Here is a 13,468-nt window from a genome sequence, read left to right as displayed (position 1 = left end):
CGCCCCCGCGCGGTGGACGGCGCGCTTACATCGGCTTGAGCACCATCAGGAAGTAGACGGTCAGCATCGCGAAGAACGCCGGATAGCCGAGCAGTTCCCAGCGCTTCGCATAGCGCCAGTACCGTTCCGGCAGCGCGGCAGCGCCGTTCACGTGCGCGAGCTTCGCCATCGAGGCCAGTTCGAGCTGCAGCCACACGACCGGCAGCCAGCATGCGCCGGCGATCGCATACAGCACGATCGACGCGAGGAGCCACGGCGTATCCCACGGCCAGCCGGCCGTGTGCGCGAGCCAGAGCCCCGAGGCCGGCTGGAAAATCACGGCCGGCGTCGTGAACCACCAGTCCGCGCGCACCACGAGGCGCGACACGGCCGCGATCGCGGGTACCGAGCGCGTGCGGTTCGCAAAGAACAGATAGAACGCGGTGCCGAACCCCGTGCCGACCAGCAGCACCGAGGACAGGATGTGAAGCGCCTTGATGACGAGATAGGTATTCATGCTTGTTCTTCTTCTGAAAAAAGGATCAACAGGATCGCGAGGATCGGCACGTTCTTGAGCACCGGGCCGAACGGTTCGGCGAGCAGGCCCGGCATCGTGACCGCAATGACCGCCGAATACGCGACGATCAACGCGGCTTGCGCGGCCCACAGGCGGCGCGACGGCGCGACGACGGTCGCGATGCCGAACCCGAAGTCCAGCGCGCTGGCCGCATAGAGCGCGATCAGCGCAGGTAGCCCGGTCAGGTGCGCGGGCGCGAGCAGCGCGAGGCTCGCGTGCAGCGGATGGATGAACGCGCTGGCGATGGCGGTCCAGATCCACACGATCGCAAGCGCGCCGCGCAGCAGCGGACGACGCCACATCGCGAGCGCGTCGCGACGCAGCGCGGCGGCTGGCGCGCCGATGAAGCCGGCGATCCCGCGCGGCGCCCGGCCGAGCAGGGCCGTGGTCGCTGCCGTATCGCCGGTGTTCCCGCCGCGCAGCATCGTCCACGTGTCGCGCGTGAACATCGCGCCCGGCAGCCTGCCGAACAACGTGGCCGTCGCGCCGGCCAGCGGGCCCGGCAACGTCACGCGGGCAGCCGGCAGAAACCCCAGCGCGGCACGGTAGCGGGCCAGCATCTCGCGATATTCGACTTCGTCGTTGCCGACTACGTCGATCACCGGGTTGCCCGCCGCCGGCGCATCGACGCATCGCGCGACGACTTCGGCGAGATCGTCGACGTGCACGGGGCGCAGCCGCTGATGGCCGCCCGCCGGCAGCACGTGCACGGGCAGGCTCGCGAGCATCCGGAAAAACCGCGCCGACGCACCGTCCGTGCCGTAGACCAGCGCGGGACGCACGATCCGGAAGTCGATCGGCAGCGTCTGCAGGAAGCGGTCGGCTGCGACCTTGCTGGTGAAGTAGCGCGTATCGCCACGCTCGACGCCAAGCGCCGAGATCTGGATCACACGCCGCACGCCGGCGCGGCAGCACGCGGTGAAGAGTGCGCACGGCGCGGCGCGATGCACGGCGTCGAGCGTCGCGCCGCGTCGATCGGCGAGGATGCCGACCGCATTGATCACCACGTCGACGCCCGCCAGCCGCGCGAGCCACGCGTCGGGATCGATGTCCTTCGCGAAGTCGATCGCGACGTCGGACGGGCCGGCGGCATGATGCACACCACGCAGCACGCGATGGCCGCCAGCTTCGAGCTGCGCGCACAGTGCCCGCCCGATGAAGCCGTTCGCGCCGCACACGAGGACGGTCATGCTGCGCGTACCGGTGCGGCCATGCAGGCTGGTCGACGGCAAGACAGTGTTCATTTTCATCCTCTATTTACAGTTATTTCTGTACAGACAGAAATAACAACCCCGAAAAAAGCGGGCTGTCTGCCCGCATTGCGCGCCCCGCTTACTTCGACGGCTTGCGCCTGACCGTCTGGCTGATCTTCGCACCGATGCCGAGCGCCTTCATCAGCGTATCGGGCTTGAGCCGCAACATCTCGTCCGACCAGGTCGTCAGCGTCTCGACGAACTGCAGCGTGTCGCGGATGCGCTGCTCGGTCTCGCGGCTCTCGTTCGCGATCTCGGGATTCGTCAGGCAGTCGCGCAGCACCGTGAGCGTCGGCTCGATCTCGCGCTGGCGCCGCCCTTCGACGATCAGCTTGAACAGTTCCCAGATGTCGGTCGACGTCTCGAAGTGGTCGCGGCGGTCGCCCAGCACATGCACGACCTTCGCCAGCCGCCACGCCTGCAGCTCCTTCAGGCTCGTGCTGACGTTGGAGCGCGCCACGTTGAGCGTCTCGGCGATCTCGTCGGCCGCGATCGGCCGGCCGGCCAGATAGAGCAGCGCGTGGATCTGCGAGACGGTGCGGTTGACGCCCCACCGCGAGCCCATTTCGCCCCAGTGGAGAATGAATCGTTCGGCAATCGGTGTGAGTTCCATGTCGTGCAATTTAGGCATTTCAGTTATTTCTGTCAAGAGAGAAACAACCGGACGATCCGCCGGGTTCCGGCGGCGTCCGCCCGCGATCTGCCGCATCCTTTACAATGCGCGGGATTTTCCCGAATTCAGGCCGTTTCTGCCTTTCAGACAAGAGGTTCCCATGATCATCAAACCGCGCGTGCGTGGCTTCATCTGCGTGACGACTCATCCGGTCGGCTGCGAAGCCAACGTCAAGGAACAGATCGACTACGTGACTTCGCACGGCCCGATCGCCAACGGCCCGAAAAAGGTGCTCGTGATCGGCGCGTCGACCGGCTACGGCCTCGCCGCCCGGATCTCGGCCGCCTTCGGCTCGGACGCGGACACGCTCGGCGTGTTCTTCGAGCGCGCCGGCAGCGAAACGAAGCCGGGCACGGCCGGCTGGTACAACAGCGCCGCGTTCGAGAAATTCGCCGCCGAAAAGGGGCGCTATGCGCGCAGCATCAACGGCGACGCATTCTCCGACAAGGTCAAGCAGATCACGATCGACACCATCAAGCAGGATCTCGGCAAGGTCGATCTCGTCGTCTACAGTCTCGCGGCACCGCGCCGCACGCACCCGAAGACGGGCGAAACCATCAGCTCGACGCTCAAGCCGATCGGCAAGACGGTCACGTTCCGCGGCCTCGACACCGACAAGGAAGTGATCCGCGAGGTCACGCTGGAACCGGCGACGCAGGAAGAGATCGACGGCACCGTCGCCGTGATGGGCGGCGAGGACTGGCAGATGTGGATCGACGCGCTCGATGAAGCCGGCGTGCTGGCCGACGGCGCGAAGACCACCGCGTTCACGTATCTCGGCGAGCAGATCACGCACGACATCTACTGGAACGGCTCGATCGGCGAAGCGAAGAAGGATCTCGACAAGAAGGTGCTGTCGATTCGCGACACGCTGGCCGCGCACGGCGGCGACGCGCGCGTGTCGGTGCTGAAGGCCGTCGTCACGCAGGCAAGCTCGGCGATCCCGATGATGCCGCTGTACCTGTCGCTGCTGTTCAAGACGATGAAGGAAGCCGGCACGCACGAAGGCTGCATCGAGCAGGTGTACGGCCTGTTCAAGGACAGCCTGTATGGCGCGAAGCCGCACGTCGACGAAGAAGGCCGCCTGCGCGCGGACTACAAGGAGCTCGATCCGCAGGTGCAGGCGAAGGTCAGCGCGCAGTGGAACCACGTGACGAACGACAACCTGTACGAACTGACCGACTTCACCGGCTACAAGACCGAGTTCCTGCGGCTGTTCGGCTTCGAGATCGCCGGCGTCGACTACGACGCGGACGTGAGCCCGGACGTGAAGATCCCGGGCATCATCGACACCACCGCCTGACGGTACGGCCCGCCGCCCACGCTGCGCGTGCAACGGAGGCGGCGGGTGCGAGATTCCGGCGGCGTCAACGCGGCGCCGGTTCTTCCAGATAGACGCCCGACGACAGCGTGGCCTTCACCTGCCGCGTGAACTCGTCGGTCGACACTTCTTCCTCCCCCGCTTCGATCGCTTCGTAGGCCTGGCGCACGACGTCGGCCGGCGTCGCCTTCGGCACGTCGAGGCCGGCCGTCAGGTCGGTATCGATGAAGCCGGCATGCAGCCCGACGACCTGCGTGCGCTGCTCGCGCAGCGAATGGCGCAGGCCGTTGGTCAGCGCCCATGCGGCCGATTTCGACACGCCGTAGCCCGCCAGGATCGGCCGGTTCACCCAGCTTGCGACGGACAGGATGTTCAGGATCGCGCCGCCGCCATTCCCGGCGAGGATGCCCGCGAACGCGCGCGACATCGCCAGCATCCCGAACACGTTGGTTTCGAAGTGATCGCGCAACGCGTCCTCCGCGCCGTCGTCCGTCAGGCTGCCGAGCCGCGCGATGCCCGCGTTGTTGATCAGCAGCGTGACGTCGCGTGCGGCATCGGCCGCCGCGGCAATGGCCGCGGGATCGGTCACGTCGAGCTTCACCGGCACGACGCCCGGCAACGTCACGGTGGCCGGATCGCGCGCCGCCGCGTACACCTTGCGCGCCCCTCTCGCGAGCGCCTGCTTCGCAAACTCGAGCCCGAGCCCGCGGTTGGCGCCCGTGACGAAAACGACTGCACCTTCAATCTTCATGTTCGTTCCTTTCGCGTGATGAATCGCATGCGCGCCGGCTCGCCGCGCGCGTGAGATCCGGTGGAGAACCAGGCTGCCATTGCTTGTCGAACCGTTGCGCCGCCAGGCGGCAGACGGTGAGCGTTCCGTTGCCCTTCCTGCCCCTGCCGCGCCAAAGACGCCGACCGATTGCCATCCGATGTTCCGGCCTTGGCTTTGCACCTTCCGCCAAGTCGGCTACACTCGATGTCAATGTCGATCACCCTTGTCTTTGCGATGCATTGTGTTCGCGCAATTCGGGCATGTCAATGGTGATCGCCATTGTGTTTTCCAATCGACGCGATCGGCAAAATTAGGGGTGGATCGATGGGTGTATCAAGACAGCAGGCTGCCGAGAACCGGAGCGCGATCGTCGCGGCCGCCGAGCGGCTGTTCCGCGTGCGCGGCGTCGACGCGGTGGGGCTCACGGAGCTGATGAAGGAAGCCGGCTTCACGCAGGGCGGCTTCTACAACCACTTCAAGTCGAAAGACGCGCTGGTCGCCGAGGTAATGGAAAAGGCGATGCAGGACCGCGCGGATTCGCCGAACGCCGGCAGTCTCGATGCGCAGGTGGCGCTGTACCTGTCGGCCGCGCATCGCGACAACGTCGAAGCCGGATGCCCGTTGTCCGGTTTCGCGGGCGATGCGCCGCGACTGACCGATGCGGCGCGGACGTGCTATGCGCACGGCCTCGCCACCTATCTCGACCGGCTGGAACGGATGGTGGCGACGGAAGGCGCGACGCCGGCGCAGACGCGCCGCGACGCGATCGCGGTCTTCAGCCAGATGGTCGGCGCGCTCGTGCTGTCGCGCGCGATTGCGGGCACCGATCCCGCGCTGGCGGACGAAATCCTCGCAGCAGGGCGGGACACGCTCGTCGCCGGGCGGGACGATCCGGGCGCATCGGCTTAGTCGCGCCGGAACGTCACGGCGCGTCGGCCTGCGCGGCGTGTTGGCGTGCCGACGTGCGCGGCGGTATTGCCGCGTCCTGCCGCGCTATTCGACTCCCCGTGCGGCATCCCACAACGGCTGCGCACCGCGCGCCGCATTCCAGGCGGCAAAACGCGTGCGCCACGATTCGAACGGCTCCGCCAGCGGGTGGCGCGGATCGTCGCTGAGCGAATACGCCATCCCTTCGATCAGCCAGCGCGGCTTGGTCGCGACGGCCAGGTTGCCGAGCATTTCCGCCTGCCGGTGATGGATCAGCTCGTGCGCGAGAAAGTAGGTCTGCCAGCCGCGCGGCGCGACGACCACACCGAAATTCCCGAGCGTCAGCGCCGCGCGCTGGCCGACGCCGAATGCATCGGCGCACGCGCGCGTCGAACAGAACACGACGCGCGGCGCCGCCTGGAACGGGCCGACGGCCGCCGCCGCGCGCGCATAGCCGTCGCGATAGAGCTGCCGCGCGTCGCCGAGCTTCGCGGCATCGTCCGTGCAGAGAGCGGCGCTCGGGCACGACACGCCGGGAACCAGCGCGGGCGCGACGACGCGCAGCGGCTTGACGAGCGCATACGCGGCAATCGGCAGCGCGACGAGCAGGCCCGTGAGGGCGAAAGCGACATGGGAGCGTTTCATCGAGGCGGCGGTTCCGGGGCAATCCGTTGATGTTTTCCTGCGTGAATATATCGGACTGGCGACGTCACCGGCCTGGTTTCATTCACGGCCGAAACCCGACGGACGGCCTGGGCTCGCCACGACTGGCGAGACGCTCCCGCGCTTGCCATCACGATCCATCCCTCTGCCCACACAAAGACTTTTTGCGACCTAATGGCGCCTGAATAATATATTGGACGCATTACCGGGCGCACCGCATCCTTGCCCTCTACCGGCTCGCAACGGCCGCACGACCAGGACAGGACATGAACGGAAACGAACGGCTCGCCGGCATCGGCTACGGATTGCTCGCGGCGCTCATCTGGGGCGGCTTCCCGGTCGTCACGCGCCTCGGCGTCACGCACTCGGCCCTCGATGCGTACGACATCGCGTTCATCCGCTTCGTCGTCTCCGGCACGCTGCTGCTGCCCGTCCTGCTGCGCCGTGGCCTCGGCACGCTGCGCCCGGCGTCGGTCGCGCTGATGGTCGCCGGCGCCGGCGCGCCCTACATCCTGACCGTCGCAGCGGCGTTGAGCCGTGCGCCGGTCGGCTACTTCGCACTGACGCCGGGCAGCATGATCGCGTTCACGGCCATCCTCGGCAGGCAGATCGCGCACGAGCGGCTGAGCACCGCGCAGGTCGCCGGCATCGTCACGATCCTGGCCGGCATCGCGCTGACCGCGTCCGATGCGCTGCGCGGTGCGATCGGGTTGCCGGCGCTCACGCTGTTCATGCTCGGCGGCCTGCTGTGGGCCGTCTATAACGTCACGACGAAACGCGCCGGCGCCAGTGCGCTGCACGCGACGGCCATCGTGTCGGTCGGCTCCGCGGCGCTCTACTGTCCGCTCTATCTGGCCGTGCGCGGCGGCGCCGTACTGCATGCGCCGGTCGCGGCCATCGCCACGCAGGCGATCTACCAGGGCGTGCTGATGTCGGTGCTGGCGCTCTACTGCTTCAGCCGGGCCGTCGTCGCACTCGGCCCGGCGATCGGCGCGACCTTCGCCGCGCTGATGCCGCTGCTTGCCACGCTCGAGGCCATGCTGCTGCTCGGCGAACGGCCGCATGCGCCGGCGCTCGCGGGCATCGCGATCGTCACGGCCGGGATGGGCTTGAGTCTCGTCAGCCGGTGGCGAATGGGCGATGCGCCGGCCATCCGGCGGCCGAACTCCGCTGCAAACGGCTGAACCGAGCGCTGCCCATCAGGCGACGTGCCTCGTGCTCGCGTCGCCGGCACCCGTCGTCCGGCGGCTCCAGCGCCTGCCCAGTAACAGGAGCGCGACGCCGGACACGAACAGGATCGCCTCGACCAGCACCGTATCGACATGCCAGTACCGCGTCAGCAGCACGGCCACGAGGTCGAACATGAAATGGAGCGCAATCGCAAACGCGAGCCAGCGTGTCGTCCCGCGCACGAACGTCTGCAGCACGATCAGCGACAGCCCGACATGCGCGGCCAGCGCGCTCGCGCGTTCGAGCAGCGCAAGCAACGGCGACGCGAGCGTCATGCCCGCGAACTGTGACCCGATCAGCGACTGCACGCCCTCGGGCACCACGACGCCCGCGTGCGCGAGCAGATAACCCGTGCCGAGCGCGAGAAACCCGACGCCGACCAGCAACATCGCCTCCAGCCCGCCGTGCCCGAGCCCGAGCATCACGGCCGTGGGTGCGTCATGCCGCTTCGGCAGCAGATACCGGAACGCGACCCAGCGCCCGCATTCCTCGAAGAGCCCGGCCGTCAGCGCCGCGAACACGAGCATCGGCAGGTGCCAGCGCGGATCGTGCGCGAGCCCGCGGTACAGCGGAATCTGCCACGACATGCGCAATACCGGCTGGAACACGAAGAAGGTCAGCATGCCGTAGAAAAACACGCGCCACGGCACCTGCGTGCGGCGCCGCCACGCGGCCGCGAGCCACGCAGGCGCGAGCAGCGCGGCGAGACCGGCCGCGAGCGTGAGGAACAGGAGCGCCGGCGCAACGGGATGCACGGCGCGCCCGGTTACGCGAGCTGCTTGTGGAAATACGTGGTCGCGCAGAGCGTGCCGTCGGGCATCAACGCAAAGTTCGGCACGACACCGACGCGCTGCCAGCCGGCCCGCTCGTACAGCCGCTCGGCATCGCCGCCCGTCACCGTGTCGAGCACGAGCACGGTCTTGCCGGCGTCGCGCGCGGCCGCGTCGGCCGCCGCCATCAGCCGCGCGGCGATGCCCTGCCGGCGCGCATGCCGCGACACGAGCATCTTCGAGATATCCGCGCGATGCGGCTGGTTCTCGGGCTGCGCGGTCACGACCTGCACGGTGCCGAGGATCCGGCCGGCCGCATCCTCGGCAACGAGCAGGATGCGCTCGCCGTTCGCGACGCCGTCGGCGACGCGGGTCCAGAACGCGACGGCGGTCGGCCGCGCGATCGGCAACATGAAGCTGACGGACGCACCGCCCTCGACGCAATCGATCAGCACGTCGGCCAGCGCATCGACGCAGGTCATCGCTTCGCCCGCGTCGACGCGGCGGACGGTAACGGATTCGGTCATGCCATCTCCGGTAATCAGATAGGCGGCACGCGCAGGTTCGGCGTGCGCCCGGATCGGAAGGAACCCCGGCCGGCCGTCGCGGCTCGCGCAACGGCGGCAGGCGCGCGGCGACGCCGCGCCCGGTCGGCGCGTGTTACCGCCCCAACATCCTACGCGACGAAAATTTCCGTTGCATCGCCGTTCAGCTCCCCTATACTTAGCCACATGGCTAACTTTCAACCCGGCATCAGCGACGTCTTCCACGCCCTCGCCGATCCGACGCGCTGCGCGATCGTCAGTGCGCTCGGCCACGGCGAACGGACCGTCTCCGCGCTGGCCGCGCCGTTCGACATGGCGCTGCCGTCGTTCATGAAGCACGTCGCGGTGCTCGAGCGCAGCGGCCTCGTGCAGACCCGGAAAGCCGGTCGCTCGCGCACCTGCACGCTGGTCGGCAGCCGGCTGAGCGAGGCCGAGGCATGGCTCGCCGAGCAGCGCGCGCTGTGGGAAGCCCGATCCGATCGTCTCGTCGAATTCGTCGAACGCCGTTACCAGGAGGAGCAAGATGTCAGCAAGCCCCGTCGAACCCGCTGAAACCCTCGATCTCGTCATTACGCGCACGCTGCGCGCGCCGCGCCACGCGCTGTGGCGCGCGTGGACCGACCCCGAACTGCTGAAGGAATGGTGGTGCCCGAAACCGTGGACCACCGAAGTGCGCGCGTTCGACCTGCGGCCGGGCGGCGCCTTCCACACTTTCATGCGCGGCCCCGACGGCGGCACGAGCGACAATCCCGGCTGCTTCCTCGAGATCGTGCCCGAATCGCGCATCGCGTTCACGTCGATGCTCGCGGGCGGCTGGCGGCCGCAGGCGCCGTGGATGGGCTTCACGGCGATCATCACGATGGCCGACGACGATGCGGGCAGCCGCTACGAAGCGCGCGTGATGCATCCGGACGCCGCGACACGCGAGCGTCATGAAGCGCTCGGCTTCTTCGAGGGCTGGAACACCTGCATCACCCAGCTCGACGCCTTCGCGGCCACGCTGCGCTGAGCGCGGCCGCGTGTGCGGTCATTGCATGCCGCCTCCCGCGCGCCTAGGATTCCTGAAGGAAGCATGACGACACGCCGGCCTCCGGCGTGCACCGTCGCGCGCGCTCCGCGGGAGGCAACATGTTGCACACGCACACGCATTCGACCCGGGTCAGCCGGCACCTGAACGCCCCGCGCGGGCGCGTCTACCGCGCGTTGCTCGATCCGCACGCGGTCGAGCAATGGAAGGTGCCCGACGGCATGACGTGCCGCGTGCATGCGTACGACGCGCGCGAAGGCGGCGCGCTGCGCGTGTCGCTGAGCTACGACGCGCCGTCGGCCGGCACCGGCAAGACCGCCGCGCACACCGATACCTATCACGGCCGCTTCGTCACGCTCGTGCCGGACGAGCAGATCGTCGAGATCGACGTGTTCGAGACCGACGATCCGATGCTGCGCGGCGCCATGACGATCACGATCACGCTGTCCGACGAAGCGGGCGGCACGCGCGTCGACGCCGTGCACGACGGGGTGCCGCCCGGCGTGCCGGCCGCCGACAACGAGACCGGCTGGCAAATGGCGCTGGCGAGACTCGCGGCGCTGGTGGAGGCCGCGTAGCGGCCGTTCGTGCCGGCGGCGGGTGCGATGCGGCAGCGCAAAGCGCCGCCGCGTGCGACACTGGCCCGCACCCGATCCATCCGGACCCGCACGAGGAGACGCTCGCGATGAACGCCGCACGCACCGCCACCTGGTATTTCGATTTCGTTTCGCCGTTCGCCTATCTGCAGCAGGAACGGTTCGACCAGCTCCCGCCAGCCGCCGCGTTCGAACCGCGACCCATCGTGCTCGGCGCACTGCTTGCACACTGGGGCCAGAAAGCACCGGCCGAGATCGCGGCGAAACGCGTCTTCACCTATCGCCACGCGCAATATCGCGCGGACAAGCTCGGCATTCCGTTCCGGATGCCGCCCGCGCATCCGTTCAATCCGATCAAGCCGCTGCGCCTCGCGATCGCGATGGGCAACTCGCCCGACGCGATCCGGCGGATCTTCCGGCATATCTGGCGCGACGGCCAGGACGTGTCGACACCGGAAGGCTTCGCCGCGCTGTGCGAAGCCGTCGGCTTTCCGGAAGGCGTGACGGCCGTCGACGCCCAGCCGGTGAAGGACGCGCTGCGCGCGAACACCGATGATGCGATCGCGCACGGCGTATTCGGCGTGCCGACCTTCGAACTCGACGGCGACCTGTTCTGGGGCGAGGACGCGACCGACATGTTCGCCGACTGCGCGACGTCGCGCGCGTGGCTCGATTCGCCCGAGGTGCGCCGCATCAGCGCGCTGCCCGAAGGGATCCGGCGCGGCTGACGGCGTCGCAGCCGCGCGGCGCTCGCGGTGCATTCCGCATTCCGCGTCAGGCGTCGCGCCCTTCGACGAGCCCCGGCACGGCCTCCCGCATCATCGCGGCAAACCGCACGAGCCGCGACGGATAGAACTGCGCATGCGGGTAGGTCAGGTAGACGGGCAGCGGCGCGGCCTGCCACGCGGGCGCGAGATGGACGAGTTCACCACGCGCGAGGTGGTCGGCCAGCATCCATGACGAGCCGACGCACGCGCCCACGCCCAGCAGCGCCGCGCTGCGCAGCGCGTACAGGTTCGCGGTCGTGAAGCGCGGGCGGATCGCAATACGCTGCGTCTCGCCCGTGACCGAATGCGTGAGCGCCAGCTCGGTGCGGTAGTACGTGCGCAGCGACAGCCACGGTAACGCGGCCAGCGCGTCGGGGTCGGCCGGCACATCGGCACCGTTCAGCACGGACGGCGCGGCGACCACGAAGCGCGGCACCTTCGAGAGCCGGATCGCGACGACGGCCGGATCGGTCGGCTCGCCCACCTGGATCGCGCAATCGATGCCGCTGCCGACGAAATCCCGCACTTCGTCCTGCAGCAACCATTCGACCGACACGCGCGGATAGTCGCGCAGGAACCGCGCGATCGGCGCGACGAAACGCTCCTGGCCGAACGCGTGCGGCACCGCGACCCGCAACAGCCCGTCGGGCTCCTCCTGTGCACCGCGCAGATCGGCCTCGAACGCCGCCCAGTTCGCCAGCAACTCCTTCGCGCGCTTGAAGCAGCGCTCGCCGTCGACGGTCAGCCGCATCGTGTGCGTCGTGCGCTGCAGCAGCCGCATGCCGAGCGAGCGTTCGAGCGCCTGCAGCCGCCGGCTGATCGTCGGCTGCGTCGTATTCAGTTGCGCGGCAGCGGCCGACAGACTGCCGGCCTCGACTATGCGTACGAAGGTTTCCATCAGCTCGAAACGATAGCCGGCACCGTCCACCGGCACCGCCTGAACGCGTGGAGACCCGCCAGCAGCACGGGAGAAGGGAGATTTTTCGGTCATGCGTGAAGCGTATAACAAATCTGCACAAGGCGGCACTACCGTGGCCGGCCGCGTGCCGCCACACTCGCGTCCATCCCTTCATCGCACCCAGGATGCTCGCCATGTCCACCCCGTCCCGTCTCGATGCCGCGCCCCGCAGTGAACACGCCCCGGCCCACCCGGCCGCCCATTCGATGCCCGATCGCCGGCTCGTGCTGCTGCTCGCGGCCGCCGCGGGCCTCGGCGTCGCGCCGCTCTACTACGCGCAGCCGATGCTCGGCGCGCTCGGGCCCGATCTCGGCGCGTCGGCGCGCGCGATCGGCTTCGTGCCGACGCTCACGCAGCTGGGTTATGCGCTCGGCATCCTGCTGCTCGCGCCGCTCGGCGACCGCTTCGACCGCCGCCGCGTGATCGTGACCAAGGCCGCGACGCTGGTCGTCGCGCTGCTGCTCGCCGCCCTCGCGCCGTCGCTCGGGCTGCTGCTCGCGGCGAGCTTCGCGATCGGCCTCGCCGCGACGATGGCGCAGGACGTCGTGCCGGCCGCCGCGACGCTCGCGCACGACGCGCATCGCGGCCGCATCGTCGGCACGGTGATGACGGGGCTGCTGCTCGGCATCCTGCTGTCGCGGGTCGTGGCCGGGTTCGTCGCCGAGACGGCCGGCTGGCGTGCGATGTTCGCACTCGCGGCCGCCAGCGTCGCCGCGATCGGCGTCGTGGCCGCGCGCGGGTTGCCGCACTTCGAGCCGACCACGCGCCTGCCGTACCGCGCACTGATCGGGTCGCTCGGCGCGTTGTGGCGCCAGCATCCGGCGCTGCGCCGCGCCGCGCTTGCGCAGGGGTTGCTCGCCATCGGGTTCAGCGCGTTCTGGTCCACGCTTGCGGTGATGCTGCACGGTGCACCGTTCCACCTCGGCAGCGCGGCCGCGGGCGCGTTCGGCCTCGCGGGCGCCGCCGGCGCACTGGCCGCGCCGATCGCCGGGCGCCTGGCCGACCATCACGGCCCCGAGCACGTCACACGCTTCGGCATCGGCATCGCGACGGTGTCGTTCGCATCGATGGCCGCCGCGCCGCTAATGTCACCGCATGCGCAGCTCGTGCTGCTCGCGGTCGCGACGATCGGCTTCGATCTCGGCGTGCAGGCCACGCTGATCGCGCATCAGGCAATCGTCTACCGGATCGACCCCGCGTCGCGCAGCCGCCTCAACGCGGTGCTGTTCGTCGGCATGTTCATCGGGATGGCGGCCGGCGCCGCGATCGGCAGTTTGTTGCTCGCGCAACTGGGTTGGAATGCGGTGACCGCGCTGGCTGTCGTCACGTCGCTGGCTGCGCTCGCCGTGCGGATCTGGCGCAACTGAATTTCCGCATCGCACGCATCTGGCGGGCAGGCCCACAGGGCTT

Annotated in this window: 16 protein-coding genes; 8 read left to right on the top strand and 8 right to left on the bottom strand. The window is 68.9% G+C overall.

From position 1 onward, the window contains the following. Nucleotides 1-25: 25 nt before the first annotated feature. The 3 genes from ACN8ZM_RS31800 to ACN8ZM_RS31790 all read right to left on the bottom strand — a co-directional run bounded on the left by ACN8ZM_RS31800 (nt 26) and on the right by ACN8ZM_RS31790 (nt 2,422). Nucleotides 26-496, bottom strand: coding sequence for a DUF2269 family protein (locus ACN8ZM_RS31800; RefSeq protein ID WP_043181071.1), 471 nt, complete (start codon nt 494-496; stop codon nt 26-28). Beyond that, nucleotides 493-1,800 carry an SDR family oxidoreductase gene (locus tag ACN8ZM_RS31795; RefSeq protein ID WP_420211763.1) on the bottom strand — a complete coding sequence of 436 codons (1,308 nt, stop codon included), beginning with the start codon at nt 1,798-1,800 and terminating at the stop codon, nt 493-495. The genes ACN8ZM_RS31800 and ACN8ZM_RS31795 overlap by 4 nt, the downstream gene beginning before the upstream one ends. Before the next feature lie 88 nt (nt 1,801-1,888). Beyond that, nucleotides 1,889-2,422 (bottom strand): GbsR/MarR family transcriptional regulator, encoded by a 534-nt coding sequence (locus tag ACN8ZM_RS31790; RefSeq protein ID WP_011353812.1) that lies wholly within the window; start codon nt 2,420-2,422, stop codon nt 1,889-1,891. A gap of 160 nt (nt 2,423-2,582) precedes the next feature. On the opposite strand from ACN8ZM_RS31790, the gene fabV reads away from it, so the two are divergent. Further along, complete coding sequence (gene fabV, locus ACN8ZM_RS31785) at nt 2,583-3,785, top strand: enoyl-ACP reductase FabV (RefSeq protein ID WP_089451677.1); 1,203 nt, start codon at nt 2,583-2,585, stop codon at nt 3,783-3,785. 64 nt (nt 3,786-3,849) lie between these two features. Here fabV and ACN8ZM_RS31780 read toward each other — a convergent pair whose 3' ends face one another. Next, on the bottom strand, nt 3,850-4,554 hold the full coding sequence (locus tag ACN8ZM_RS31780; RefSeq protein WP_420211762.1) for an SDR family oxidoreductase: 705 nt from the start codon (nt 4,552-4,554) through the stop codon (nt 3,850-3,852). A 345-nt stretch (nt 4,555-4,899) separates the two neighbouring features. Between ACN8ZM_RS31780 and ACN8ZM_RS31775 the strand changes: the two genes are divergently transcribed. Continuing rightward, a complete protein-coding gene (locus ACN8ZM_RS31775; protein ID WP_420211761.1) occupies nt 4,900-5,484 on the top strand; it encodes a TetR/AcrR family transcriptional regulator in 585 nt (194 codons plus the stop codon). An 84-nt stretch (nt 5,485-5,568) separates the two neighbouring features. Here the strand turns inward: ACN8ZM_RS31775 and ACN8ZM_RS31770 are convergent, their stop codons facing one another. Further along, nucleotides 5,569-6,147, bottom strand: coding sequence for a hypothetical protein (locus tag ACN8ZM_RS31770; protein WP_420211760.1), 579 nt, complete (start codon nt 6,145-6,147; stop codon nt 5,569-5,571). Nucleotides 6,148-6,431: 284 nt separating this feature from the next. Here ACN8ZM_RS31770 and ACN8ZM_RS31765 point away from each other — a divergent pair, with 284 nt between their 5' ends. Then, nucleotides 6,432-7,349, top strand: a complete 918-nt coding sequence (locus ACN8ZM_RS31765) for a DMT family transporter (RefSeq protein ID WP_420211759.1) — start codon at nt 6,432-6,434, stop codon at nt 7,347-7,349. A 15-nt stretch (nt 7,350-7,364) separates the two neighbouring features. On the opposite strand, the gene ACN8ZM_RS31760 is transcribed toward ACN8ZM_RS31765, so the two are convergent. Both ACN8ZM_RS31760 and ACN8ZM_RS31755 read right to left on the bottom strand, forming a co-directional pair. Beyond that, nucleotides 7,365-8,150: a YhfC family intramembrane metalloprotease gene (locus tag ACN8ZM_RS31760; RefSeq protein WP_420211758.1), complete on the bottom strand. Its 786-nt coding sequence runs from the start codon at nt 8,148-8,150 to the stop codon at nt 7,365-7,367. Between the two features lie 11 nt (nt 8,151-8,161). Next, nucleotides 8,162-8,692 (bottom strand): GNAT family N-acetyltransferase, encoded by a 531-nt coding sequence (locus ACN8ZM_RS31755; protein WP_089451667.1) that lies wholly within the window; start codon nt 8,690-8,692, stop codon nt 8,162-8,164. 204 nt (nt 8,693-8,896) lie between these two features. Here ACN8ZM_RS31755 and ACN8ZM_RS31750 point away from each other — a divergent pair, with 204 nt between their 5' ends. From ACN8ZM_RS31750 to ACN8ZM_RS31735, 4 genes are all read left to right on the top strand, one after another. Further along, complete coding sequence (locus ACN8ZM_RS31750; RefSeq protein ID WP_043181089.1) at nt 8,897-9,262, top strand: ArsR/SmtB family transcription factor; 366 nt, start codon at nt 8,897-8,899, stop codon at nt 9,260-9,262. Continuing rightward, nucleotides 9,234-9,719 carry an SRPBCC family protein gene (locus ACN8ZM_RS31745; protein ID WP_043181091.1) on the top strand — a complete coding sequence of 162 codons (486 nt, stop codon included), beginning with the start codon at nt 9,234-9,236 and terminating at the stop codon, nt 9,717-9,719. Before ACN8ZM_RS31750 ends, ACN8ZM_RS31745 begins: the two co-directional genes overlap by 29 nt. A gap of 119 nt (nt 9,720-9,838) precedes the next feature. Then, complete coding sequence (locus ACN8ZM_RS31740; protein ID WP_175025008.1) at nt 9,839-10,315, top strand: SRPBCC family protein; 477 nt, start codon at nt 9,839-9,841, stop codon at nt 10,313-10,315. A gap of 107 nt (nt 10,316-10,422) precedes the next feature. Further along, complete coding sequence (locus ACN8ZM_RS31735) at nt 10,423-11,061, top strand: 2-hydroxychromene-2-carboxylate isomerase (RefSeq protein ID WP_205824133.1); 639 nt, start codon at nt 10,423-10,425, stop codon at nt 11,059-11,061. 46 nt (nt 11,062-11,107) lie between these two features. Here ACN8ZM_RS31735 and ACN8ZM_RS31730 read toward each other — a convergent pair whose 3' ends face one another. Next, nucleotides 11,108-12,091 carry a LysR family transcriptional regulator gene (locus ACN8ZM_RS31730; RefSeq protein ID WP_043181092.1) on the bottom strand — a complete coding sequence of 328 codons (984 nt, stop codon included), beginning with the start codon at nt 12,089-12,091 and terminating at the stop codon, nt 11,108-11,110. A 101-nt stretch (nt 12,092-12,192) separates the two neighbouring features. Between ACN8ZM_RS31730 and ACN8ZM_RS31725 the strand changes: the two genes are divergently transcribed. Further along, on the top strand, nt 12,193-13,425 hold the full coding sequence (locus ACN8ZM_RS31725; RefSeq protein ID WP_420211757.1) for an MFS transporter: 1,233 nt from the start codon (nt 12,193-12,195) through the stop codon (nt 13,423-13,425). Nucleotides 13,426-13,468 lie beyond the last annotated feature (43 nt).

Origin of the sequence: Burkholderia aenigmatica (assembly GCF_048627025.1) — a bacterium.
Classification (GTDB): domain Bacteria; phylum Pseudomonadota; class Gammaproteobacteria; order Burkholderiales; family Burkholderiaceae; genus Burkholderia; species Burkholderia aenigmatica.
Note: the sequence above shows the minus strand (reverse complement) of the source record. Positions and strands in the feature narration are given on the sequence as shown.